Origin of the sequence: Pseudomonas sp. S150 (assembly GCF_004526365.1) — a bacterium.
In the GTDB taxonomy this organism is placed as follows: Bacteria; Pseudomonadota; Gammaproteobacteria; order Pseudomonadales; family Pseudomonadaceae; genus Aquipseudomonas; species Aquipseudomonas putida_A.
The window spans coordinates 5,537,781-5,563,951 of record NZ_CP038207.1; the positions used below are offsets into that span (position 1 = coordinate 5,537,781).

Here is a 26,171-nt window from a genome sequence, read left to right on the forward strand (position 1 = left end):
AAAGAGCTCTAAACCGGTACTCCTCAGTTCATATGGCCTATTGCGTTGAAAGCTTTCTGTGGTGAGGGGATTTATCCCCGATGGACTGCGCAGCAGGCCCAAGCTCTTAAAATGTGATCACCCTTGGTCAGGGCCGCTTCGCGCCCCATCGGGGATAAATCCCCTCGCCACACGTGACGTCAATATTCCCCGCCCCGCCTGAAAAACGAAAATTCCTACGGCATTTACAGACCCGGCTCAAGTAATCCGCCACTAGCCTTCAGGCCTTGATGACTGAACGCAGGGAGCGAACATGCCAGTCAAACCAAATACTTACCGTCTTCGTTTAGGCCGACATTCCGAAACAGACCGAGCCTATTTCGTTACTTCAGTTGTATATGACCGCCAACCCGTATTTTCCGACTGGCGCACAGGCCGATTATTGGTTACAGAGTTCCGCCACGCCCATGAACAAGGCTTAGTGGAGTCCATCGCCTGGGTGGTCATGCCTGATCACTTTCATTGGTTGATGCAGTTGAAAAGCGACAACCTTGGCACAGTCATTGGCGCGGTAAAGGCGCGCTGCACCCAAGCCGTTAACAGGAAAACCGGTCGGCGCGGTCGATTGTGGCAAACCGGTTTCCACGACCGCGCTATCCGTGATGGTGAGGACTTGAAACCATTCGCCCGGTACATCATCGCCAATCCGCTACGGGCGGGATTGGTAGAGCGGATTGGCGACTACCCGCTTTGGGACGCCTGCTGGCTCTAGGTCCATTACCTAAACTCAATCATGTCAATTCATCTGTGGTCAGGAGATTTGAATGTGGTGAGGGGACTTATCTGTGGCGAGGGGATTTATCCCCGATGGACTGCGCAGCAGGCCCAGCTATTAAAATGCGTAGCCCCTTGTTCAGGGGCCGCTTCGCGCCCCATCGGGGATAAATCCCCTCACCACAGATAAATCCCCTCACCACAGTTAACCTCCACTCAAAATAGCCAGCGACTCCAGTTTTATTCAGATGGCTTCCCCGCACTTTTTTTTCCCCATCACCAACCACCGTCTAAGCTTCAGTCAAGTCCGATCAATCTGCGTGAATGGATCAATCGACTATGGGCGCTTTGTGGCAAACCGATTCGAGTAAAGCCGTGGTTCCGACTGAACGTGTGGATGAAGCGCCTGTCCCCCCCAAAAAACGCCGCAGCCGGCATGGCTGGAAGGCGTTCTGGTTATTGCTGCTGATTATCGCCATCGTGGTGGGTCTGGCCGCGAGTAAGGAGATGCGTACCTCGCGTTTCCAGTCCCGGGAGCTGAGCCAGTACGCCGCCTCGCTCAAATATCAGTTGGAGCCCGGCCCCAGCGAAGCGATCCGCTATCCGGGCAACGGGCCGTTCGATCTGCGTCTGGGCTACAGCTCTCTCGATGAATTCCTGCCACGCCTGCTCAAGCGCAATTACGTGATCACCGAGCAGACGCGATTTTCACCCGCGCTGCTGAGCTACACCGACAAGGGCCTGTTCGTGCCCTATTCGGAAAAGATCCAGGCCGGGCTGTCGATCACCGATTGCCGCGCTGCGCCGTTGTATCAGTACAAGTACCCGCAGCAGCTGTATTCGAGTTTTGCGGCGATTCCGCCGGTGGTGGTCAGCAGTTTGCTGTTCATCGAAAACCGCTTTCTGCTCGACCCCAAACAACCGCTGGCCAACCCGGCGGTGGACTGGCCGCGTTTCGGCATGGCCGCGTGGTCGCAGGTAGCGAAGTTGCTGCACCTGCCGGGGCAATCGGCGGGCGGCAGCACCCTGGCGACACAGCTGGAAAAGTACCGGCATTCGCCCGATGGCCTGACGGTGTCTGGCGCCGAGAAGATCCGCCAGATGATTTCCGCCAGCGTGCGCGCCTATCAGCCCGGCCCGGAAACCCTCGGCGCGCGGCAGAACATTATCCGCGACTACCTCAACAGCGTGCCGCTTTCCGCTGTGCCGGGGCACGGTGAAGTACACGGCATGGCCGAAGGTTTGCGGGTTTGGTACGGCAGCGATTTCAACCAGGCCAATGCACAGCTGAACAGCCCGGCCACCGATGCGAAAACCATGGCCGACAAAGGCCTGGCCCTGCGCGAAATGCTCTCGCTGATGATCGCCCAGCGCCGCCCTTCGCATTACCTGACCAAAGGCCGCGAAGAACTCGCCGACCTCACCGACAGCCACTTGCGCCTGCTCAAACAGGGCGGCGTGATCGACAGCGCGCTGGCCGATGCCGCACTGGCGAGCAAGGTCACTTACCGCGACTGGCAGACCCAGCCGACCCTTCAGCCGATCGAAACCAACAAGGGCATCAGCGTCGCCCGCAGCCGTCTGGCGAGTATGCTCAACCGTCCGCTGTACGACCTTGATCGCCTCGACCTCTCAGCCACCAGCACCTTGCAGGGCGAGTTGCAGACCCAGGCCACCGATTACCTGAAAAAACTCGCCGACCCCACGTTTGCCGGGCAGATCGGCCTGATTGGCGAACGCCTGCTCACCCCCACCAGCACCACCCAGGTGCGCTACAGCTTCACCCTGTTCGAACTGACCCCGGACGGCTCGCGGGTGCGCGTACAGACCGACAGCACCGACCAGCCGTTCGACATCAACGAAGGCAGCAAGCTGGAGCTCGGCTCGACGGCAAAGATGCGCGTGCTTACCACGTACCTGCAGATCATCTCCGAGCTGCATGACAAGTACGGCGCCATGACGGTGCCGGAACTGAAGAAAGTCGAGGTGCCGGATCAGGACCGCCTCAGCCAGTGGGTGATCGACTACCTGATCCAGAACAAGGACCACGACCTGTCGAAAATGCTCGGCGCCGCGCTCGACCGCAAATATTCGGCCAGCCCCGGCGAGGCGTTTTTCACCGGTGGCGGCCTGCATGTGTTCCACAACTTTCGCAAGGAAGACAACGGCCGCCTGCCGACTCTGCGCGATGCGCTGCGCGAGTCGATCAACCTGCCATTCATTCGCCTGATGCGCGACGTGGTGCGCTACGTCACCTACTCCGGCCCCAACAGCAGCGCCGAACTGCTCAAAGACGACCGCGATCCGCGACGTCAGGAATACCTGGCCAATTTCGCTGACCGCGAAGGCACCTCGTTCCTGCTCAAGTTCTGGAAGAAGTACAAGAACAAGGACACCCAGGCGCGCCTCGACACCTTCCTCGACAGCATGCGCCCGACCCCGATCCGCATGGCCGCGGTGCATCGTTATCTGCTGCCCAATGCCAGTCAGGAAGACTTCAACAGCTTCGTGCGCGCCCACCTCAAAGGCGCCAAGCTCACCGAGAAACTCACCGACGATCGCCTGATCCGGTTGTACGACGCCTACGGCCCGGGCACCTACGATCTGCCGGATCAGGGCTTCATTGCCAAGGTCCATCCGCTGGATCTGTGGTTGATGGGCTATCTGCTGCACAACCCGGACGCCACCTTCAGCCAGGTGGTCAAGGCCAGCCAGTTCGAGCGTCAGGAAGTCTATAGCTGGCTGTTCAAGAGCAAGCACAAGGGCGCCCGTGACAGCCGCATCCGCACCATGCTCGAGATCGAAGCGTTCCTGGAAATCCACCAGCGCTGGCAGAAAGTCGGCTATCCGTTCGACCATCTGGTGCCGTCGCTGGCCACCGCCATCGGCAGCTCCGGCGACCGCCCGGCGGCGCTCGCCGAACTGATCGGCACCATCCTCAACGACGGCGTGCGCATGCCGACCCTGCGCATCGACAGCCTGCACTTTGCTGCAGACACCCCGTATGAAACGCGTCTGACCAACGACCCGCATGTGGGCAAACGGGTGATGCCATCGGAGGTCGCCACAGCGATGCGCGAAGCGTTGTCGCAAGTGGTGGACTCGGGCACGGCGAAACGGGTGTCCGGCAGTTTCAAAACCGCCGACGGCACCCCGCTGGTGATGGGCGGCAAGACCGGCACCGGCGACAACCGCATAGAAGCCATCGGCTCCGGCGGGCGCATCCTCAGTTCGAAGTCGATCAACCGTACCGCGACCTTCGTGTTCTACATCGGCAACAACCACTTCGGCACGCTCACCGCGTTCGTCCCCGGACGCTCGGCGGAGAACTTCAAGTTCACCTCGGCACTGCCGGTGCAAGTGCTCAAGGGCATGGCGCCGATCCTTTCGCCATACCTGCAACCGGGCACGCACACGATGTGCCAGGCGCCGGAGGTCACCGCCGCCCGGTAAGCCACGAAAGCAGCGTGGCGTGGTGGTAACTGTGTATTTTTCACTCCGTGTTTTTCGAAGCCTCCGCGCGTAACCCCGGCGCTTTCAACCGGGTATTTGCGCTTTTTTCACCCACTGTCCTTGCCTAGGCTGATCGTTCCATTTTTGATCAAGGACGATCCAGCAATGCCCACCCTTTCCCCGCAGGGGCAACCGCCACGCACGGCGCACCTCGCCTCACCGGATGTCAGTGTTCATTATCAGACGATCGAAAAAGCCATCCCGGCCTGGCTGCGCGCAAGCTCAGCAAAGCGGGTCAATGAATTGCAGCTGCACCGACTGAAACTGCCGGCCTGGTACCAAGAGGTATCGGACGCCGAACATCGGCGTCTGCAACAGCAGATGCAAAATGCCTGGAAAGCACAAAACGAAGTGGACAAGGCCTTGAGCAGCCTGCAAGACGTCTACGCCTTCGCCAAACCGTTATTACAGCAGGCGTTGCGACAGCGCTTCGGCGTCGAGGACGACGTCGAGAACACCTGGCTGCGCCTGTACGCCCCCGTCAACAGCGCGTGGTGGGCCCATGACTTTGCCGGTGCAACCACCAGCCGGACCGTCTCGCTGCTCGACGCTGCATTGCATAATTTTTCCCGTGATGAAGCGTTCAGCCCGGCCTCGGAGTTCATTACCCGCCCCGATGCCAACGGCCACTTCACGGTCAGGCCGCTCAAGCACAAAGTGAGTATCGAGCAGTTCAAGTCACTGTGCCGCGAGCTGAATATCGGCGCCCGATACGAGCAGCATCTCAACGATTTTCTGCGCTCGGGCAACCGTGTCGCCCGCCAGGTTTTGCAATACCGGGTCATCTTCAGCCAGAAAAGTACATTGAGCGTCTGTGCCCAGCTGGCCCTGGCGAAAAAGGACATTGACCGCGACGCCTACGAGGTCATCCAGGGCATGCTCGATGATCGGCGCAACCTGCGCTGGCGCGGGCGTGCCATCAACTACTACAACCTCGCCATGATGGATACGGCGCTGACCGGTATCACCCTCATCGCCCCTGACGTGGACACCGCCAACGCCCCGGTCCCGGTGATTGTCTATGTGCCCCATGACCCGGAACACCCGCTCAAACAATACCCCTCGGCGCTGGACTTCATGGCGGAACTGACGCGGCAACTGCGCGACCGCGACGCTGCCGGCAGCTATCAGCGGTTTTTCAGCCAGTTCGTCAACCATCAGCAACGCGGGCATTTTTTTGCAGGGTTGAACGCTCGCCTGAGCACCGTGAAATGGCACGCCGTACCGCCGGGAACCCACCTACCCAGTTGGCGCGAAACGCCTGTGGATCACCCCGACCTGCGCTTTCGCCTGACAAAAGTCCAAGACGACCGCGATACCCGTTACACCGGCAGTCTCTGGGCTTACTTCCACCAGCAGAAGCTCAACAAGATTTTCAATGACGCCCGGGAGATCGCCATTTCCACCGAGTACGCCGACCGCATGGCCCGCTGGGCCTGGTGGGACAATCTGGGGAAAATCCTCTCGGATATCTTCAACGTGGCGCTGCTGGTGGTGACCCCGCTGGTGCCGGGGCTCGGCGAATTGATGCTGGCCTACACCACGTATCAACTGCTCGACGGCGTCTTTGAAGGCATCGTCGACATGGCCGAAGGGCACCTGGCCGAAGCGGGTGAGCAAGCCATCGGCGTGCTGCAAAGCATCGTCCAGCTCGGTGCCTTCGCCGCAGGCGCCAGCCTGGGACGCGTCGCACGGGTCAAGCTGTCGTCGTTTGTCGAAGGCCTGAAACCGGTGCAGTTGGCCGATGGCCAGACCCGCCTGTGGAATCCGGATCTGGCGCCCTATCGCCTGCCGGAACAGACCCTGCCGAGCCCGGCCCGCCCCGATGCGCACGGCGTTCATACGCTGGGGGACAAACACCTGTTGCGCCTGGATCAACACCTGTTCGAGGTGACCAAGGATCCGGCTTCCGGGAAACACCGCCTGCGCCATCCGCGACGTCCCCGGGCCTACGCACCGACGCTTGCACACAACGCCGACGGGGCCTGGGTCTGTGAAACGGAAAGCCCGCGTCTGTGGGACGGACCAAAACTGATGCGACGCATCGGCCATCGCACCGATGGTTTCAGCGACGCGCAACTGGAGCACATGCGCCTGCTGACCGGCACCGACGACGACATGCTGCGCCGCATGCACGTCGACAACACCCCGCCGCCGCCATTGCTCAGCGATACGCTGGATCGACTTGGCCCGGCGCGGCCAGTGCAGCCCGACGCGCCACTGTCGCCGGCGGCCAGCCAGGTGCTGGTGGATTGTCCACAGTTGACGCCGGTTCTCGCCGAACGGGTGGTGTCCCATGCCCGGCCGCTGGAACAGCAGCAAGCCACGGCGCAACGTCGTTTGCCCTTGCGTTTGCGCACGATCGCCCGCGAGGTGCAGTTTGAATTGCAGTCCGTGCGCGCCGCCCAGGGTTTGCAGCAGGAAGCCCTGAGCAATATCGACAGCGAACGGCTGATCCTCGGCGCGCTGCGGCATTACAGCGATACCTTCGGGGCGCTGCGGATTGAAATCCGTGAAGGCACGTTCGATGGCGAGTTGCGCTGCGAAGCCGGTGCTGCGGTCGCCGAGCGCGTCCGGGTGCTGGTGCGGGTCGCTGCCGATCGCTATCAAGTGCGCGATGGCGCGGACCTGCCGATCCACCCTGCCAGTGGCCTGTACGAGGCAATCCTGCAGGCAATCAATCACGATGGCCGCAGTGCCCTGGGGTATCGAACCGACGACATCGAACCGTTCAAGCAGTGGATCATCGCCAGAACCCAGGCCCCCAGCGAGCGGCGCACGCTACTCGCCAGTCCGCCGATCCGCCCGATCGCTGAATACAACACCCTGTTTCTGGTGCGCGGCCCGGGCCTGAGCCGCAATGCCGCCACGCTGGAGCAACGCATCCAGGATCTGCATCCGCATTTCAGCCCGAGCGAGGTCGAAGCGTTTGCCAATGCCCTGACCGAACGCGGCGAGCCGCTCAAGGCCATCGAGGCACATGAAGATGAACTCGATGAACTGCGGGTCATCGTCCATCGCTGGCGCTACCAGCAACCGGAGAGCTGGGGGCCGGGCAGTCAGGGGTTCCGTGACGGTGGCGGGCTGCATATCTACGAAAGTCTGCTGAACTGCTTCGAACGCAAGAACGCGCACCTGGGCAACCGCACCGATCCGTCGGCCTATGCGCTGGACCTCTCGCGGGAACTGCTCTCCACGAATCTGGAAACCTGGTGGGCGAAGCGTCCACCGCTGAAGAAGTTTCTCGACAAGGTCACGCTGCTCAACCTCGACAACGCGCGGTTTTCCCCCGACGCCAACGGCCTGCTCAAAGACTTTCCGAACGTGGTCGAGCTGAGTGCCAAATACTGCGAGCTGACGCGCTTGCCGGACCGCATCGGGAGCACGATGCCCCGCCTCGAACGTCTGCGTCTGAACAACAACCACATTGTGCTGGACCGTGCCGCCGTGGAACGGCTAGGCAACCTGACCTACCTCGAAGTGCTGAGAATGGACGACAACCCGCTGGGGCTGTCGCCTGATCTGTCACGCATGCCGCGCCTCAAAGTGGTGGCGCTGAAGAACACCGGCCTGACCACCTGGCCGGACGGCATTCTGGCCAAGCCTCGGCCACGCGGTCTGCTGCTCGATCTGCGCGGCAACCCGCTGACGGTAATCCCCGACGTGCCGAGCGGTTCCGATGGGCAATGGCTGGTGGCGCGCACACGTCTGGACGTCGCGGCCCTGTCTGATCTCAACCAGTTGCGTTACCAGGACAGTCGCCGTTCGATGGCACTGCCACCGGAGCCGATCATGCCGGTCGCCATCACGGGCACCTCGATCATCTCCAACTATGGCGCCGACTACTGGTCCGACGTGCCGGGCTGGGGCATTGATCGCGAAACACCGTGGACAGAGCTGGTGGAAGATCCCATGGCCGCACCGTTCATGGCGACGTTGCTCAGCGTGCGTGAGTTTGCCGCTTTCCGCGCTGGCGGAACGGCGCGCGAGCAGTTGATGCAACGCGTCTGGCGCATGCTCGACGCCGTGCACGTCGACAGTCGCTTGCGCGAAAAACTGTTCACCATGGTGGTGGCGCCGGTGGACTGCGCCGATGCCGGTACGCAGCTGTTCAACCACATGGGGGTGAACGTGCTGGCCTACGAGGCGCATGCCTATTCGGTCGAGCCGAAGGAACTGGAACTGAAGCTGGTGACGCTGGCCAAAGGCGCGGCGCGCCTGGAACAGGTCAACGAAATCGCCCGGGCCGATGTCGCCAGCCGTGGCGGCAATCCCGACGACGTGGAAGTTTATCTGGCCTACCAGACCGGCCTGGCCAAACGTCTCGGCTTGCCCTGGCAGTCCGAGGGCATGCTGTACCGGGCGGTGTCCGGCGTCACTGACGCGATGATCGATCAGGCCTACGACACGGTACTGGCGCTGGGTGAAGGTGATGGCCTGGTCAACCAGATGCTTGAGCTCGACTTCTGGAAAGAGTATTTGAGCGAGCGCTATCCCGTGCGCCTGGAAAGCAACAAGCGTCTGTTCCAGCACCGCTACGAAGCCCTTGAATCGCTGCGCGAGATCCAGCGCCAGTGGGTGCAATCGACCGTGGCCGAGGAACGCGCAGCCTTACGCGAACAGCTCAAGACGTTGATGAACGATCTGCCGGCGCCGGCAACCGTGGTGTTCAATGAAGAACCGATCAGCGACACGCTGTTCGAGCGGCTGCTGGTCGATCTGGCGGATGACGAAAAAGAGCTCGCGCGTCGCCTGACCCGTGAAGCCCTGACCCGCGCCGGGCTTTGATGACGGCGCGTCGGTCTGCCCGTTGCACATCGGGCAGGCCGGGCCACCTCAGGGCGCCGCCGCATTAAAGATCAGGTGCACGTTGCCATAGTAATTCCCCGGCTTGTAGCCGCCGGCGGGCGTGATCGGCTGGATCTCCAGCGCGTAACGCCCGCCGGCCCTGGCCTGCTCTGCAGAAACCACCTGACGCGGCGTCTCGTGAGTCAGCACGGTATCGGCGAAGCTGATGCGCAGATAAATGTTCTGCTCCTCGCGACCATTGGACAGAAACGCGGCGTTCTCAAGGCGGGCCTCGATGGCACTGGTGTCGTGCCTGAGGTCGAAGTGTTTGCGCATTCCGCCGAGGCTCTTGGTGCTGATATTCCACGGCAGAATCTGTTCACGATGAATCCAGTCCGTTTCGGCCGGTATCACATAAAAACCCAGCGTCGGAATATCCACCGACACCTCGAACCGGTGCTCTTCGCGTGCCGCAAACGATTCCGCGCTGAACAGGGTCAGAACGCCCGCGCACAGGATCATCAACGATGGCTTGATCATTTCAGGCCCCCCCTGATGATTGGCCGGCTACACGCAGGGACTTCTTGCTCTCGCCTTCCACCAGATTGAAGCGGTATTCGCGTCCGGCCTGCTTGTCGAACTCGAAACTGTTGCCTGCGCGGATGTGGTGTTTGGTGGTTGGCTCGCAGGCGGTTTCGTCTTTCAGCGCACAATTGCGGAACTCGTCGATCAGCACCACGGTGTTGCCGTTATTGCGCACTCGATAGCTTGTCGGGGTGTCTTCGATCACGCTGTCGAAACGGCTGTTTTTCGGGCGCACAAAGAACACCGTACCGAAACCGGACATGACGTTGACCCCGGCCGACAAGGTGGTTTTGTATTGCTCACGCTCCTCGGCGGACACGGCGAATTCGTCTTCCTTTTCCGGGACAACGGGGATGAACCGCACGCGGAAATAGCGCTCCCGGTCACGCTCACCCATCATCAACAGACGCGTACCCTGCATGCCGTTGGCCGGCACGATCAGCCGCGCGGGGCTGGCCATCAGGCCGTCACGACTGCTCATGTCAGCCTGGCTCCTGACCTCGATTTCCCGCGAGGTGCCGTCGGCGTCATAGAGGATTTCGAGAATGTTTGACCTTGACGAATGCAGTGCTGTCGCCGCTGTTGAATACCCGTTTCAGGTACGTGCTCTTGTCACCGTCGAGATAGTCGTAGACCGTCCCGACATTGATCTGCGGGCCGGCCTGCAGGGCAAAGGGCAGCCCGCTCAAAACCATTGCTAACACCAGACGCTTCATCACCTTGATTCCTTTGGTCGTTGAACACAATGCCGACTCGACTCATCGCTGAATGGCCCATCAGATATCCGAATCCCAGATCACAATGACAGTGCCGGAATAGCTGTCGCTCACACCGGGCTGCAGCATCTCTGCCATCGAATGCGGCCGAACTTCGAAATGCAGGGTTCCCGGTGCTCGATCCACATAAAAACCGGGCTTGAAATACAGGGCATTCCCGGCGCTGGGCTTCAATGGCATGCGCCGCACCGGCTGGCCGGCAAGATCGGTTATGCCATTGGGCATGCTGACGCTGACGTACAGCTCGACTCGACGGTAATTATTACTGTCCTGCAATCCGCACTCGGCACCTACTCCGGGACCGCAATTGATCAGCATCTTGAAACGCGATGACGCCGAAATGTTGAAGGTCTGGTCGCGGAACAGCCCGACCGGCCGCCGTCCGGCCTGCAGCCAGCTCTGCCAGCCACCGTTGGGAACCAGGCGGACTTTTTCGCCACCGGGCGGGATGTCGACTTTGAGGGTGTGCTGCACATTCAGATTGAAATTCAAGGTCAGAGACGAACTCGACGGCAACATCACATCGCCAAAATCGAAATCCGCATTCGGCCCGACGCTGTAGGTCAGCGAACCGCTGTAGTCCCCCGACGACATCCCAAGCGGGTCGGGGGTGACCAGTTCATAGGCAAAATCGAGGTGTTCCAGACGCAACCACGGCACATCGAACTTCGCCTGTTTGGTACAGGCAGCGGCCGCTGGCGTTTTCCAGAAAAACGAGTATGAATCGGGGGAGTACCACCCTACACCGCTGTACTGACAGGGCGCGGGTGCATAGACCCAACTCAAGCCCCACAACAGGTTGTGGGCGCTGCGATCGTCTTCGGCGCCCTCCACCAGTTTCATCACATTCTCGGTCACATAGCGCGAACCGATACCGACGATCCGCACCTTGACGATTTTTGGCTCGCGGGTGGTCTCGTGATAGACCGTCAGCTCACGCCACTGCACGGGTACCTGAAACGTTGCCCCTTGCCGCGGCGAAGGATGATTCGCCGCAATCGGCGCACGAGCATTGAACTGAATCGGCACCTGCAAGCTGAATATTTCGTGCTGCTCGCACTGCGCCGGATCGTAGGTGCAGTAACCACTGGAAGGCGTGGTGTTGTGGAACTTGTTGCGGTGCGGATAAGACGAGTCCGGCTTGAACTCGGCGGTGATCGACACCTGTTCGGCGTGAGCCGCAGATACCGTGCCGGCGACCAGCACAACAGCGGCCAGCCCGCGACGCAGGTATGTAGCCAAGGGTGAGACGTTCATGTCTGCAAATCTCCTGAAGCAGGCCGGATCAACCCGCGGTGTGAGCCTTTTGGGTGACGTCGGCCAACGTGTCCGGCGAGCAGCGCAAATCGCCGATCATCAGCACGTTGTTTTCGCTACGGTGTTGGTCGGGGTCGAGCCGGAACTGGCACAGCAGTTGATCGGCGTAGCGCACTTCGAGGGTCGGGGAGCCGGCGTGCATTTCCATCGAGAAAAACCCGTCGACTTCGCTGACCCCGCGACTGGCGTGATTGATCACGTGATGGCCTTTGAGCGGCTGGCCCTGGGGGTCGAGCAGGCGTCCGAGTACGGTGACGGTTTTCATCACCCGCACCTTGCGGTACTCCACGCCGCCCTTGTTCAGGTGATAGCGGGCGCGAGACGGTTCGATGTTGGCGGCCGGAACGTGATTGCCTTCGAAATCAAAGCCCACCGAGCTGTTGCGGTACGCCGTGAGCGGGATGAAATTGCGCCCCGGCCGCAGCGCTGAACTGCCGCCGCTGAGGTCGTCGGCGCGCAGGGTGATGTCGGCGATATCCGACTCGACATCGACGATCATTCCGGCGCCACGGCCCTGATGCTGGCTGGTCATGACCAGTTGCTGACCGCCGACGATCACGCTGCTGTCGAGGTTAACGCCACCGGTGAAGTTGCCGTTGTAGGACGAGCGCTGCACGAAGCCGTCGCCATTGACCCAGTCGGTACGGAAGTTGGCCAGGCTCGAAAGACCGACGCCGTAGGTGTCGGTCAGCGCCGTGACCGAAACGCTTTGCAGAATGTGATTCTGCAGATCCTTGCGATAGCCGATCGAGCCATTGTTGTCGCGCCCGCCATCGCGGGCGGTGCGGCTGCCGATGCTGCCGGAAATCTGCTGCCCCGGCCCTCCCAGCGCCATGTTGATGCTCAGGTCGATCCCGCGATTACGCGCCTCGCCACTGCTGTAGCTGCCCGGCCGGTCGAACAGCGACAGCCGCCAGTTGGCATCGCTGCCAAACAGCTCGGTGCGCTGCGTCCAGCCCAGGTCCATGCCCACGCCTTCGACGTTGCCTGTACTGTGCGAGACCCGCGCACTCAGCGAATCCTTGCGGCTGATACGGTGGTTGAGCGCCAGCGACGAGTTACTGGTTTCGCCGGTGAACACATTGCGCTGCCGCACCCGGGTACCGTCGGGCAGCGTGTCGTAACTGTTACGGGTATCGAGCCAGCTGCGGTTGTGGCTGACCACCAGACTGCCGGCGCCATAGTTGTACAGGCCCTGCACATCGGCGCCGGTGCCGTGGTCTTCGGTCTGATAGAGATTGGCGAAGAGGCTGATGCTGTCGGCCAGGCTCCAGTCGATCGAGGTGCCGTACTGCAAGGTGTCGCGTACCTGACGCGCCGACAGGCCAAGGATCACGCGCGGGTGCAGCAGGTAGTTGAGCGCAGCGCCGGCGGCGAGATCGCCGCTTTGCTGTTCCTCCCAATTGCTCAGCAGTTTGCTTTCCTGCCCGGCGAACACGTTATAGCGCCAGCGCTGGTCGAGGTTTTGCCAGTTCACCGGTTTGTAGACCAGCTCCTGTGTGGTCGCGGTGGTCTGGCCATCCTCGACCAGGCGCACTTCGACTTCGTAGATGCCACCGGGCAAGGGCCGGGTATCCAGCGTCTGCAACCCGGCCGGCACGGCTTGCGTATTGATCAGCAGGCCATCGCGATAGATCTCCACCGACGCCTGGCGATTGGCCGTGACGAAAATCGGGTAGACGCTGGGTCGCGGGCTGTCGACCGCCAGGCTGTCGGAGCTGCCATACATCACGCCCACCGCCGTATCGGGGCTGGTGCCGAACGACCGGGGTTGGCGGGTCAGGCCTTCGGAATTGGGGGTGAAATAGCCCAGGCGGAAAAAACTGCCCTGCAGTTCGCGCTGGGTGTAGAGCTCGTGTACCGCATGATAGGTCTTGGTGTCCGGCCCGCCGAGGCGCGCCAGTTGCATATTGAAGGACTGGCTCCAGTTGCCGAGACTGGCACTGGCTTCCAGACCGAAACGTCCGCCCAGATCCTGGTTCTGGCCGCCATTGAGGTTCAGCTGATTACGCAGCATCAGACCGCTGCTGCCCCCCTCGGGCTGCTCATGGAAGCGTTGCGTCTGCAGATCGCGCTCGGCGTTTTCGGTGGCGATCGAGAGCAGTGAATTTTCCAGGTTGTAATGCACCGCCAGCAGTTGCTCCGGGCATTGCCCGCTGCAGTTGCCAAGCGCTACGCCGGATTTGAGGAGACTGGCCCAGGTTTCACGCTCGGCGGCACTGATACGGCTGTCACTGGTGTCGGTGAAGTCGAGCAAGGTAATGCGGTCATCGCGCGACAATATAATCATTGCCTCGCCCAGCGGTTGTTGATCAAGTTCGACACGAACCGCCAAAGGCACATCAAAGAAATGCTCTTCAAAGTCCGCCGGAAGACCTTTCGCCTGAGCCAGCAAACTTCGCGGGGTATTATCGACTGGAGGCGGCGCCGCCAGTACGCTGCTGCTCAAAAGCAATGCAAGCGCAGCCGCGATGGGCGTCATCGGATACATGGATTAATACTCTGATTACCGGAAGTAAAAGCCCGGCCGGGCAACTTCAAAGTTGCCGGCCGGTTACGTTACTGGACAAGTAACGTCAGGTATTGCCGTTATGACTCAAACCGAAGGTTCGACGACCAGCATGACCACACCGGTGTAATCGCCAGCGGCCGGTTTGGCACCGGTAGCGCTGATCTTGAAGGGCGCGCGATAACGCGTATTGGACTCGGTATCACCGACCACTTCCTGCGAAGTGGTGGTCAGCGTCTTGCCGTTGAGTTCGACTTTCAGGTCGATGGTGTTGTTACCGCCAATCAGCTTCGGCACACCTTCCAGACGTGCATGAACCTTGCCGGCCGTGTGCAGCACGTCGAAGTGCCCGTTGACTTCGCGCATCGAATTGGTGGCCGGGTTGTAGCTCATGTCCTGATCCTTGTTGACCAGATCGGCATCCACCGGCACCGCATAGAAGTCGTCAGCCGGCACGTGCGCCACGAGACTGATGGAGTGCTTGGCTTCAGTGGCGGCAAACGCCATCGAGGCGCTCATGGCCAGGACAGTCAGAGGGGCGGCAAAGGCGAGTTTCTTGAGCATCATTGAATACCTGTCTTATATAAATTAGTTGAGTCGTCGAGCAGTCAAGGTGAACTGAACAGTCACGAGCAGTCAGTACCCACCGTTAACTTTCAACGCCGAAGAATGTTCAACCAATTTATCTTCAAAGTAAGCAGGCAACGTCCTGCGACCTTGTAGCCTGGACGCTATTAGATGAGAAAGAAAAAACCGCGAAATTCAGGAAAGTTCCAGTCCAACTGTAAGAAGCAGGCTACAGCGCGCCAGCCGAATGACTGCATGCGCCACAACTTGGTAGCAACTTCCGTAAGACATGTACCACACTTTCCCGGAAACAAAGGGCGAAACGGAATATTAGAGAATCAGCACTAATCTGCGCCTTTGCCGGGGGATTTAATACTGCGTTTTCTTGATCATTTTCCGGTTTTTTCGACCGCAGATTCGATCAGTCAGGTGTGCGCCGTTGGTCAGGAACCCTTGTCAACGCGCAAAGATATATCTTAAGTTGTATCTAAACACGACGAGAGAGCAGGAAAATGAGAGACCATCATTCCCCCCATCATCACCGCGAACACGGCGACGGCCGTGACGGCTTCGAAAAACGCCCCGGCCGCGAACGCGGTGGACGCGGCCCACGGGTCTTCGCCCCCGGTGATCTGAAATTGTTGCTGCTGGCGCTGATCGCCGAGCAGCCGTGCCACGGCTATGACCTGATCCGCCAGATCGAAGGCATGTTCGACGGCGCCTACAGCCCAAGCCCCGGCGTGATCTACCCGACCCTGACCTTCCTTGAAGAAAGCGACCTGATCAGCGGCGACGCCGAGGCCGGCAAAAAACGCTACAGCGTGACCGACGCCGGTCGTTTGTCTTTAAGCGAGCAAGCGGTAGCGCTGGACGGCGTGCGCATGCGCATCGACGTCAGCAAACGCTCGTTGCGCGGCCATGACCGGCCTCCGGAAATCCACGAGGCGGTGCACAACCTGCGCCACGCCTTGCAACTGCACCATGGACGCTGGAGCACGGAAGAAATCCAGCGGGTTGCCGCGCTGCTCAACGACACCGCCAAAGCCATCGTCGACGGCCCCGCCGTTCAAACTGCCCCGGAGAAAGCCGAATGACTGCAGTCGATACGCAAACCATTCACCGCGTGATGCACGAAATCAAACGCCGCAAACTCGAAGTGCTGCGCGTGGTCGACCTGACCCCGCGCATGCGCCGCATCACCCTCGGCGGCCCGGAGCTGGCCGGATTCATCAGCCTGGGCACCGACGATCACGTGAAACTGCTGTTTCCGCAGAATGCCGAACAGGCTGCGGCGCTGGAAACCATGGTGCTTGGCGCCGGCAAGGACAACGGCTCGCTGCCCGAGATGCGCGACTACACCCCGCGCCGCTACGACCTGGAAAAACTCGAGCTGGACATCGACTTCGTCCTGCACGGCGACGGCCCTGCCTCGACCTGGGCTGAACAGGCCAGACCCGGGCAATTCCTGCACATCGGCGGGCCACGCGGTTCGATGATCGTGCCGGACATCTTCGACAGCTACCTGCTGATCGGCGACGAAACCGCCCTCCCCGCCATCGCCCGCCGCCTTGAAGGCCTGGCGGCCAATCGCAAGGCGCTGGTGGTGATCGAAGTGGAGAACGGTGCCGAGCAACAAGTGCTGGAGAGTGCGGCGCAGGTCAATGTGATCTGGGTGTTGCGCGAGGGCGGCAAGGACAACCTGCTGACCACCGTCAAACAGTTGCAGGCGCCCAAGGGCAATCTGTATGCATGGGTAGCGACCGAGACCAAGGTCTCGCGGCAGATCCGTCGGGTGCTGCTGGATGAGCATGGGCTCAATGAACAATTCGTCAAAGCCGTCGGCTACTGGCGCGCCGAGGGTTCGGCAGAAGAGTGATTTGCCCTTGTGGGAGCGGGCTTGCTCGCGAATGCGGTCGATCATTCAACCATGATGTTGACTGACCTGACGCCTTCGCGAGCAAGCCCGCTCCCACAATGACCTTTTAACTTCGTCCTGACTGCCAGCGGTCGATGCCGATCACCAGCAAGCCAATCAGCACAAACCCCACCAATATCCCTCCAGCATTGACGAACACCTGTGCATAACCCAGCAGCGCCACATCGATGAACGGATACGCATACGCGCCAAGCAGATGCCCGCGCAGCAACGCGTAAATGAAATACACCAACGGGTAAATCAGCCACAGCGGCAGGTGCCAAAGGCGCAACGTGCCTTTGGGTACGCAAAACCACCAGTAACCGAGAAACAGCAGCGGCATCACGTCGTGCAGCAGTTCGTCAGCGATAAACTGCCAGCCCTGCGGGTGCCACAAATGCCGCAGCAGAATGCTGTAAGCCAGACCGACCACCGCAATGCTGACCGCAATCCCGCTGCTCACCCATGGCTGGAGAAACCAGCGTTGCGCAGCGGATTCACGCCGGGTGACCGCGCAGGTCAGCACCGTCGCCACCAGCGTGTTAGTCAACACCGTGAAGTAACTGAAGAAACTCACCAGCCCGCCCAACAGGCTGGCATCGACACTCAATCGCGCGAGGAAAATCAGGTACAGCTGGATACTCAGCCCGGCCCAACCGAGCGTGGCGATGAGCGTGATCAGGCGTCGCCGCGTAACGGCGTCCATCTCAGAGCGGACGCTTGGTGCGCATCAGTTTCACGTACAAGCGCTCGACCTTCTCCCGCGCCCACGGGGTTTTGCGCAGGAAGGTCAGGCTCGACTTGATGCTCGGATCGCTCTTGAAGCAGCGGATATCGATGCGCTCGGCCAACCCCGACCACTCGTAATGCGCCACCAGCGCATTGAGGATCTGTTCGAGGGTTACGCCATGCAGCGGATCGGGAGTGTGGTCGTTCATGCCAGGCCTTTGGACGGAGGGAAAATGCACAAGCCGCGCACCTTAGCCGAGGGGCCGGTCAGGTGGAAGGCCTTGCATCAAATGTAGGCCAACCCGAGAAGATCGCAGCCTGCAGCCATCGCCACAATGCGCCCGTTTGCCGCACTGTTACCGAATCAGAAATGCTGCATGTCTGCAAAAGCCCTTTGTCTTTTTGTTACAGATCATTATCCTGCCGCCCTTCAGCTGAATCGCTTCACTGCCTGCGTCAAATTGAAGCGCTCGGTTTACCCCCGTAAAACACCAAAAAAAGACTGACCCATGCCTGATTTTTCCTTCTCCCGAGACAGCGCTATCTCAGCCCTGCGCCTGCTCGGCGGCTGCACCGCGCTCGGCTTCGCCACCTACGCCCAGGCGGCCCCCGCCTTCGACAGCGACTCACCGTGGATGCTCGGTGACTGGAACGGCACGCGTACCGAACTGGCGGAAAAAGGCTACGACTTCAAACTCGACTACACCGGCGAAATGGGCAGCAACCTGCACGGCGGCCACGACCACGATCGCACCGCGCGTTACAGCGACCAGTTCGGTCTGGGCACGCACCTGGACCTGCAAAAAATCCTTGGCTGGGACGACGCCGAGTTTCAGCTGACCATCACCAAGCGCAGTGGCAACAACATCAGCAACGACCGGATCAACGATCCACGCGTTGGCGGCTTCACCTCGGCCCAGGAAGTCTGGGGCCGTGGCCAGACCACGCGCCTGACGCAGATGTGGTACCAGCAGAAATTCTTCGACCAGAAGCTCGACATCAAGGTCGGCCGCTTCGGCGAAGGCGAAGACTTCAACAGCTTCCCGTGCGACTTTCAGAACCTGGCGTTCTGCGGCTCGCAGGTCGGCAACTGGGTCGGCGGCATCTGGTACAACTGGCCGGTCAGCCAATGGGCGCTGCGGGTCAAATATCACCTGACCCCAGAGTTGTACGCGCAGGTCGGCGCTTACGAGCAGAACCCGTCAAACCTTGATCGCGGCAACGGCTTCAAACTCAGCGGCAGCGGGACCCAGGGCGCCGTGCTGCCGGTGGAGCTGGTGTGGACGCCGAAGCTCAATGGCCTGCCGGGCGAATACCGCGCCGGTTACTACTACAGCAGCGCCAAGGCCTCTGACGTCTATAAAGACCAGAACGGCCAGCCCGCCGCACTGAGCGGCGAAGCCTATCGCAGCGCGTCGAGCAAGCACGGCGTGTGGTTCGGTGCGCAGCAGCAAGTCACCAGCCTCGCCAGCGATCACTCGCGCGGCTTGAGCGTGTTTGCCAACGCGACGATGCACGACAAGAAAACCAACGCGATCGACAACTACGTGCAGGCCGGCGTGGTCTACAAAGGCCCGTTCGATGCCCGCGCCAAAGACGACATCGGTTTCGCCCTGGCCCGCGTCCACGTCAACCCGGCCTTCCGCAAAAACGCCGAAGCGAGCAATCAGGCGCACGCGGTCTACGACTATGACGACCCGTCCTTCCTGCCGCCGCAGGACACCGAATACAGCGCCGAACTGTATTACGGCGTGCACGTTGCCAACTGGCTGACCGTGCGCCCGAACCTGCAATACATCCGCCATCCGGGCGGCGTGAACGAGGTCGATGACGCACTGATCGCGGGGATCAAGATCCAGTCCTCGTTCTAAAGATTTACGCAAATCCCCAAGGTGGGAGCGGGCTTGCTCGCGAAAGCGGCGTGTCAGTCGATGCATCAGCCTTCTGACACACCGCTTTCGCGAGCAAGCCCGCTACCACAGGGGGATTGATGAAATTCGTTAGCTAGACAAGTTTTTATCTGAACCATACCTGCGCCCAATCGTCATCTAGAGTGACTAAAGCGCGGGACTAAATAAACGTCACGGAGAATCACACTATGAGCACCGAAAGTGCTTCGAGTCGGGGCCGTCTGTTACCGAGCCTGCTCGGCATTCTGCTTCTACTGATGGGCCTGGCCATGTTGGCCGGGGGAGTCAAGCTGAGCATGCTCGGCGGCTCGCTGTACTACCTGCTGGCCGGTATCGGCATTGCGCTGAGCGGCATTCTGTTGCTGCTGCGTCGTCGTGCAGCGCTGGGCCTGTACGCCATCGTGCTGTTCGCCAGCACGGTCTGGGCCTTGTGGGAAGTCGGTCTGGACTGGTGGCAACTGGTGCCGCGTCTGGCCCTGTGGTTCGTTCTCGGCATCGTGATGTTGCTGCCGTGGTTCCGTCGTCCGTTGCTGCTCAATGGCCCGGCGCCGATGGGCACGGGTGGCCTGACCGTGGCCGTGGTGCTGGCCGGCGTCACTGCCCTGGCCAGCCTGTTCACCCACCCGGGCGAAACCTTTGGTGAACTGGGCCGCGACACCGCGGACATGACCAGCACCGCACCGCAAATGCCTGAAGGCGACTGGCAGGCCTATGGCCGCACCGAGTTCGGCGACCGCTATTCGCCGCTGAAGCAGATCACTCCGGCCAACGTCGGCAAGCTGCAAGAAGCCTGGCGCATCCAGACCGGCGACCTGCCAACCGCCGATGACCCGGTCGAGCTGACCAACGAAAACACCCCGCTCAAAGTCAACGGCATGCTCTATGCCTGCACCGCGCACAGCAAAGTGCTGGCACTGGACCCGGACACCGGCAAGGAAATCTGGCGCTTCGACCCACAGATCAAAAGCCCGGTGGGCTTCAAGGGCTTCGCCCACATGACCTGCCGTGGCGTGTCGTACTACGACGAAGCCGCTTACGCGAAAGCTGATAACGCCGCCTCGGCCGTTATCTCCGAAGCCGGCAAAGCCGTTGCCCAGGCCTGCCCGCGTCGTCTGTACCTGCCAACTGCCGATGCACGCCTGATCGCCCTGAACGCCGACACCGGCAAGATCTGCGAGGGCTTCGGCAAAAACGGCGTGGTCGACCTGACCCAAGGCATCGGCCCGTTCACCGCCGGTGGCTACTACTCCACCTCGCCAGCGGCGATTACCCGTGATCTGGTGATCATGGGCGGTCACGTCACTGACAACGAGTCGACCAACGAGCCATCGGGCGTGATCCGCGCTTTCGACGTGCGCGACGGCCACCTCGTGTGGAACTGGGACAGCGACAAGCCGGACGCCACCGAGCCATTGGCCCCAGGCGAAACCTACAGCCGCAACTCGGCCAACATGTGGTCGCTGGCCAGCGTCGATGAAAAACTCGGCATGGTTTACCTGCCACTGGGCAACCAGACTCCAGACCAGTGGGGCGCAGACCGCACCCCAGGCGCCGAGAAATTCAGCGCCGGCATCGTTGCCCTCGACCTGGCCACCGGTAAAGTGCGCTGGAACTACCAGTTCACCCACCACGACCTGTGGGACATGGACGTTGGCAGCCAGCCAACCCTGCTCGACATGAAAACCGCCGACGGCGTGAAACCGGCGCTGATCGCCCCGACCAAACAGGGCAGCCTGTACGTCCTCGACCGTCGTGACGGCACGCCGATCATCCCGATCAAGGAAATCCCGGTTCCGCAAGGCGCCGTGAAAGGCGACCACACCGCACCGACCCAGGCCCGTTCGGACCTCAACCTGCTGGCCCCGGAACTGACCGAAAAAGCCATGTGGGGCGCCAGCCCGTTCGACCAGATGCTGTGCCGCATCCAGTTCAAGGAACTGCGCTACGAAGGCCAATACACGCCTCCGTCGGAACAGGGCAGCCTGATCTATCCGGGTAACGTCGGCGTGTTCAACTGGGGCGGCGTCTCGGTCGACCCGGTTCGCCAGATGCTGTTCACCAGCCCGAACTACATGGCCTTCGTTTCGAAAATGGTGCCACGCGAGAAAGTCGCTGCCGGCAGCAAACGCGAGAGCGAAACCGCTGGCGTGCAGCCAAACACCGGCGCGCCATACGCGGTGATCATGCACCCGTTCATGTCGCCACTGGGCGTACCGTGCCAGGCCCCGGCCTGGGGCTACGTCGCCGGTATCGACCTGACCACCGGTAAAGTTGTGTGGAAACGCAAAAACGGTACCAGCCGCGACAGCTCGCCGATCCCGATCGGCTTCACCCTGGGCGTACCAAGCATGGGCGGCTCGATGGTGACTGCGGGCGGCGTCGGCTTCCTCAGCGGCACCCTCGATCAGTACCTGCGCGCCTACGACGTGAACACCGGTAAAGAACTGTGGAAATCGCGTCTGCCTGCGGGCGGCCAAGCGACTCCGATGACCTACACCGGCAAGGACGGCAAGCAATACGTGCTGCTCGTTGTGGGTGGTCACGGCTCGCTGGGCACCAAGATGGGTGACTATGTGATTGCGTACAAACTGCCGGAATAAGTTTTAGCGGCGGTAAAGGAAAGGCGATGCTCCGTGAGGGGCATCGCCTTTTTTGTGCCCACACTTTCTGAGTCCACCGGACAAACCTGTGGGAGCGGGCTTGCTCGCGAAAGCGGTGTATCAACCAATGAGTTTGCCGGCTGACACATTGCCTTCGCGAGCAAGCCCGCTCCCACAATGGACGGTGCCCGTCCTACAGAAGCGCGTTATACGCGGGAGTTTTCCGACAAGTCGCGTCGGTTGTGCCTCGGAAGTTGGCTGGATAGGCTCTGGTGGTCGCTGGAAATTCAGCGGCCGGGCGTCGCGGCCTGATAACTGATGCATAATCGCCAACCTGACAGCACCTCGGATGCCTGTTGGTTGTGTCATGGCGGCTGTGCGCGGGATACCTTCTTTGGGGGTATGCCGATTCCTCAGTTATCGGTCCGCGAACCCGCGTACAGCTGCCACCTCAGATTGCGTCGCGGCAATTGAAGGTAGCTCCACTTCACCAACTGAGAATTCATCATGATCAAACCCACACCCAATCCCCCAGAAACCTCGCCCTACGAATCCCTCGATTCCAGAAAACTCCACGACGCCGCCGAGCGTGCGCTGGATCACTACCTGAAGCCCTCCGCCGCCGCGGTGAGATTCCACAAACCCAGCAGCATGTTCCAGGTCGCCCCGGACATGGACAACGAAAGCCTGCTGGTCCACGCCTGCGAATCACTGGCCCAAGCCAGCCTCAGGACCAGCGACATCGCCGCGTACATCGACATCCCGCAGCGCCGGACGATACTGGCCATTCAGCAAATCATCATGCTCGCCGAACTGGCGGTGAATCGGGTGCTGGATAATGTGGAAATCACCCAATCTGCGGCACACAGCTGAGCCATAGTGGGAGCGGGCTTGCTCGCGAAAGCGTCAGCACATCCAACACTTGCGGTGACTGACACACCGCTTTCGCGAGCAAGCTCGCTCCCACAGTGGAATTGGGTGAGTCAGGTGGAGATGGGTCGGCTCGTAGGCCGCCATCGCGAGCAGGCTCACTCCTACAGTTTGAACCCGGTGCATTCAGGTAGAGCTTGGTCGGCTGTCAGGCCGCCATCGCTGGCAAGCCAGCTCCCACAGCTTTGATTTGTGTATGCCCCATGCGGCGCAGCCGCCCCACTCAAAACAATGAGCGCAAGCTCGAGTACCGCTTTTGATCTTGATCCACGGGCGACGTCGGAAGGCTGAGTGGAGGGATTGATCCGGGGGTGGGAGCGCAGCGACCGTTTGGCGCAGCCAAACACAGCGAGAGGAGGTGCAGCGAAGCAAACCGGAGGCGCTGCCCCACGGATCAGTCCCGGAGCGAAGGAACCCCGAGCCCCAGCGAGCGGGCCGAACGCAGGAGCAAGCCTTTTCGGTTACCTTTTCGGCGTCTGGAAAAGGTGACTCGCCGTAAGGGCGAAACCGCCAGCCGCCACACCCAAAAAAACGGATATACCCCCAAAACCCCAAGAACCTGGTCGGCCCAAAGGCCGCCAAGTCCAAAGCGTGACGCCTGTCAAAACCCTGAACACCCAAGCAGAAACACCGCCCCCCATTGAAACCACCCAAAGCCTGCCCCATCTAAGACCCATACCCCATTGCGCAGGTGCCCCATGAGCGACCAGCAAGAATTCCCGGACAACCCCGACGACTACACCGAAGCAGAACACATCGAACACACCTCATCCGGCAAAGGCCTGGCCCTGCCCGGCCAGAACCTGCCGGACAAGGTCTACGTCATCCCGATCCACAACCGCCCGTTCTTCCCGGCCCAAGTGCTGCCAGTCATCGTCAACGAAGAACCCTGGGCCGAAACCCTCGACCTGGTGAGCAAATCCGACCACCACTCCCTGGCCCTGTTCTTCATGGACACGCCCCAGGAAGACCCGCGCCACTTCAACACCGGCGCCCTCCCCGAATACGGCACCCTGGTCAAAGTCCATCACGCCAGCCGCGAAAACGGCAAACTGCAATTTGTCGCCCAAGGCCTGAGCCGCGTGCGCATCAAGACCTGGCTCAAGCACCACCGTCCACCGTACCTGGTCGAAGTCGAATACCCGCACCAGCCGACCGAGCCGACCGATGAGGTCAAGGCCTACGGCATGGCGCTGATCAACGCGATCAAGGAACTGCTGCCGCTGAACCCGTTGTACAGCGAAGAGCTGAAGAACTACCTCAACCGCTTCAGCCCCAACGATCCGTCGCCGCTGACCGACTTCGCCGCCGCCCTCACGTCGGCGACAGGTAATGAGCTGCAAGAAGTGCTCGACTGCGTGCCGATGCTCAAGCGCATGGAAAAAGTCCTGCCGATGCTGCGCAAGGAAGTCGAAGTCGCGCGCCTGCAGAAAGAGATCTCCGCCGAGGTCAATCGCAAGATCGGCGAGCATCAGCGTGAGTTCTTCCTCAAGGAACAACTCAAGGTGATCCAGCAGGAACTCGGCCTGACCAAGGACGACCGCAGCGCCGATCTCGAACAGTTCGAACAACGCCTGGAAGGCAAAGTCCTGCCGGCACAGGTGCAGAAACGCCTCGAAGAGGAAATGAACAAACTGTCGATCCTCGAGACCGGCTCGCCGGAGTACGCGGTCACCCGCAACTACCTCGACTGGGCGACCTCGGTGCCGTGGGGCGTGTACGGCGAGGACAAACTCGACCTCAAGTACGCGCGCAAGGTACTCGACAAACACCACGCTGGCCTCGACGACATCAAGGATCGCATCCTCGAATTCCTCGCGGTCGGTGCCTACAAAGGCGAGATCAGCGGCTCGATCGTGCTGCTGGTCGGCCCGCCGGGCGTGGGTAAAACCAGCGTCGGCAAATCCATCGCCGAATCCCTTGGCCGACCGTTCTACCGCTTCAGCCTCGGCGGCATGCGTGACGAAGCCGAGATCAAGGGCCACCGCCGCACCTACATCGGCGCGCAGCCGGGCAAACTGGTGCAGGCGCTGAAAGACGTCGAAGTGATGAACCCGGTGATCATGCTCGACGAGATCGACAAAATGGGCCAGAGCTACCAGGGCGACCCGGCCTCGGCGCTGCTGGAAACCCTCGACCCGGAGCAGAACGTCGAATTCCTCGACCATTACCTCGACCTGCGCATGGACCTGTCGAAAGTGCTGTTCGTGTGCACCGCCAACACCCTGGATTCGATTCCCGGGCCGTTGCTGGACCGGATGGAAGTGATTCGCCTGTCGGGCTACATCACCGAAGAAAAAGTCGCCATCGCCAAGCGTCACCTGTGGCCGAAACTGCTGGAAAAGGCTGGCGTGTCCAAGGGCAGCCTGAGCATCAGCGACAGCGCACTCAAGGCCTTGATCGACGGTTACGCCCGCGAAGCCGGGGTGCGCCAACTGGAAAAACAGATGGGCAAACTGGTGCGCAAAGCGGTGATGAAGCTGATCGACGACCCGAAAGCAGTGATCAAGCTCGGGCCGAAAGACCTCGAAGCCTCGCTGGGCCATCCGGTGTTCCGCAATGAACAAGTGCTGTCCGGCACCGGCGTCATTACCGGTCTGGCCTGGACCAGCATGGGCGGCGCGACCCTGCCGATCGAAGCCACGCGAATTCACACGCTCAACCGTGGTTTCAAACTCACCGGGCAACTGGGTGACGTGATGAAAGAGTCGGCGGAGATCGCCTACAGCTACGTCAGCTCACACCTGAAACAGTTTGGCGGCGATGCGAAATTCTTCGACGAGGCCTTCGTCCACCTGCACGTGCCGGAAGGCGCCACACCGAAAGACGGCCCGAGCGCCGGCGTGACCATGGCCAGCGCCCTGCTCTCGCTCGCCCGCAATCAGCCGCCGAAAAAAGGCGTGGCGATGACCGGCGAACTGACCCTGACCGGGCATGTACTGCCGATTGGCGGGGTGCGTGAGAAGGTGATCGCGGCGCGGCGGCAGAAGATCTTCGAACTGATCCTGCCGGAGCCGAACCGGGGCAACTTTGAGGAGTTGCCGGATTATCTGAAGGAAGGCATTACCGTGCACTTCGCCAAGCGCTTTGCGGATGTAGCGAAAGTTTTGTTCTGATTCATACATTGGTCGTTATCAATCAAACAACGATAACGACCAATACTTCTTCGCATAGCCGAGCACTTCATAATTGCCAAGCGATATAAAAAACTGACATTTCTGACAGTTCCGAAGTTTTCTATCTTGAATAAGCTCTACCTTGTTTCTCCCCCCAGGTTAG

The 26,171-nt window shown here is 60.8% G+C and carries 15 protein-coding genes and 1 pseudogene; 9 read left to right on the forward strand and 7 right to left on the reverse strand.

What is annotated here, in order from left to right:
- The first annotated feature begins 292 nt into the window (after positions 1-292).
- The 3 genes from E3Z29_RS25645 (at position 293) to E3Z29_RS25655 (ending at position 9,054) form a co-directional block, all read left to right on the forward strand.
- Complete coding sequence (locus tag E3Z29_RS25645; RefSeq protein ID WP_098965430.1) at positions 293-751, forward strand: transposase; 459 nt, start codon at positions 293-295, stop codon at positions 749-751.
- Between the two features lie 341 nt (positions 752-1,092).
- On the forward strand, positions 1,093-4,206 hold the full coding sequence (locus tag E3Z29_RS25650) for a transglycosylase domain-containing protein (RefSeq protein ID WP_134787255.1): 3,114 nt from the start codon (positions 1,093-1,095) through the stop codon (positions 4,204-4,206).
- Positions 4,207-4,371: 165 nt separating this feature from the next.
- Complete coding sequence (locus E3Z29_RS25655; protein ID WP_134787256.1) at positions 4,372-9,054, forward strand: NEL-type E3 ubiquitin ligase domain-containing protein; 4,683 nt, start codon at positions 4,372-4,374, stop codon at positions 9,052-9,054.
- Between the two features lie 48 nt (positions 9,055-9,102).
- On the opposite strand, the gene E3Z29_RS25660 is transcribed toward E3Z29_RS25655, so the two are convergent.
- The 5 genes and pseudogenes from E3Z29_RS25660 to E3Z29_RS25680 all read right to left on the reverse strand — a co-directional run bounded on the left by E3Z29_RS25660 (position 9,103) and on the right by E3Z29_RS25680 (position 14,805).
- Positions 9,103-9,594, reverse strand: a complete 492-nt coding sequence (locus E3Z29_RS25660) for a CS1 type fimbrial major subunit (protein ID WP_134787257.1) — start codon at positions 9,592-9,594, stop codon at positions 9,103-9,105.
- A 1-nt stretch (position 9,595) separates the two neighbouring features.
- A pseudogene (locus E3Z29_RS25665) lies at positions 9,596-10,355 on the reverse strand (molecular chaperone).
- Between the two features lie 60 nt (positions 10,356-10,415).
- The gene (locus E3Z29_RS25670) at positions 10,416-11,672 is read right to left on the reverse strand and encodes a hypothetical protein (protein ID WP_134787258.1); all 1,257 of its coding nucleotides are present in this window, start codon (positions 11,670-11,672) and stop codon (positions 10,416-10,418) included.
- A 28-nt stretch (positions 11,673-11,700) separates the two neighbouring features.
- A complete protein-coding gene (locus E3Z29_RS25675; protein ID WP_134787259.1) occupies positions 11,701-14,223 on the reverse strand; it encodes a CS1-pili formation C-terminal domain-containing protein in 2,523 nt (840 codons plus the stop codon).
- A gap of 105 nt (positions 14,224-14,328) precedes the next feature.
- Positions 14,329-14,805, reverse strand: a complete 477-nt coding sequence (locus E3Z29_RS25680; protein WP_177416203.1) for a CS1 type fimbrial major subunit — start codon at positions 14,803-14,805, stop codon at positions 14,329-14,331.
- A gap of 515 nt (positions 14,806-15,320) precedes the next feature.
- On the opposite strand from E3Z29_RS25680, the gene E3Z29_RS25685 reads away from it, so the two are divergent.
- Together E3Z29_RS25685 and E3Z29_RS25690 are read left to right on the forward strand one after the other, a co-directional pair.
- Entirely contained in the window at positions 15,321-15,902 is a 582-nt protein-coding gene (locus tag E3Z29_RS25685) for a PadR family transcriptional regulator (RefSeq protein WP_134787260.1), read from the forward strand.
- On the forward strand, positions 15,899-16,684 hold the full coding sequence (locus E3Z29_RS25690) for a siderophore-interacting protein (protein ID WP_134787261.1): 786 nt from the start codon (positions 15,899-15,901) through the stop codon (positions 16,682-16,684). Before E3Z29_RS25685 ends, E3Z29_RS25690 begins: the two co-directional genes overlap by 4 nt.
- A gap of 106 nt (positions 16,685-16,790) precedes the next feature.
- Here E3Z29_RS25690 and E3Z29_RS25695 read toward each other — a convergent pair whose 3' ends face one another.
- Together E3Z29_RS25695 and E3Z29_RS25700 are read right to left on the reverse strand one after the other, a co-directional pair.
- Positions 16,791-17,429: a Pr6Pr family membrane protein gene (locus E3Z29_RS25695; protein WP_134787262.1), complete on the reverse strand. Its 639-nt coding sequence runs from the start codon at positions 17,427-17,429 to the stop codon at positions 16,791-16,793.
- Between the two features lies 1 nt (position 17,430).
- On the reverse strand, positions 17,431-17,661 hold the full coding sequence (locus E3Z29_RS25700; RefSeq protein ID WP_003227831.1) for a VF530 family DNA-binding protein: 231 nt from the start codon (positions 17,659-17,661) through the stop codon (positions 17,431-17,433).
- Positions 17,662-17,961: 300 nt separating this feature from the next.
- Between E3Z29_RS25700 and E3Z29_RS25705 the strand changes: the two genes are divergently transcribed.
- From E3Z29_RS25705 to lon, 4 genes are all read left to right on the forward strand, one after another.
- Entirely contained in the window at positions 17,962-19,323 is a 1,362-nt protein-coding gene (locus E3Z29_RS25705) for a carbohydrate porin (protein ID WP_134787263.1), read from the forward strand.
- Between the two features lie 227 nt (positions 19,324-19,550).
- Positions 19,551-21,962, forward strand: coding sequence for a glucose/quinate/shikimate family membrane-bound PQQ-dependent dehydrogenase (locus tag E3Z29_RS25710; protein WP_134787264.1), 2,412 nt, complete (start codon positions 19,551-19,553; stop codon positions 21,960-21,962).
- Between the two features lie 507 nt (positions 21,963-22,469).
- Complete coding sequence (locus E3Z29_RS25720) at positions 22,470-22,835, forward strand: DUF6124 family protein (protein WP_134787265.1); 366 nt, start codon at positions 22,470-22,472, stop codon at positions 22,833-22,835.
- Positions 22,836-23,590: 755 nt separating this feature from the next.
- Positions 23,591-26,008 (forward strand): endopeptidase La, encoded by a 2,418-nt coding sequence (gene lon, locus E3Z29_RS25730; RefSeq protein ID WP_027612113.1) that lies wholly within the window; start codon positions 23,591-23,593, stop codon positions 26,006-26,008.
- Positions 26,009-26,171: the final 163 nt, after the last annotated feature.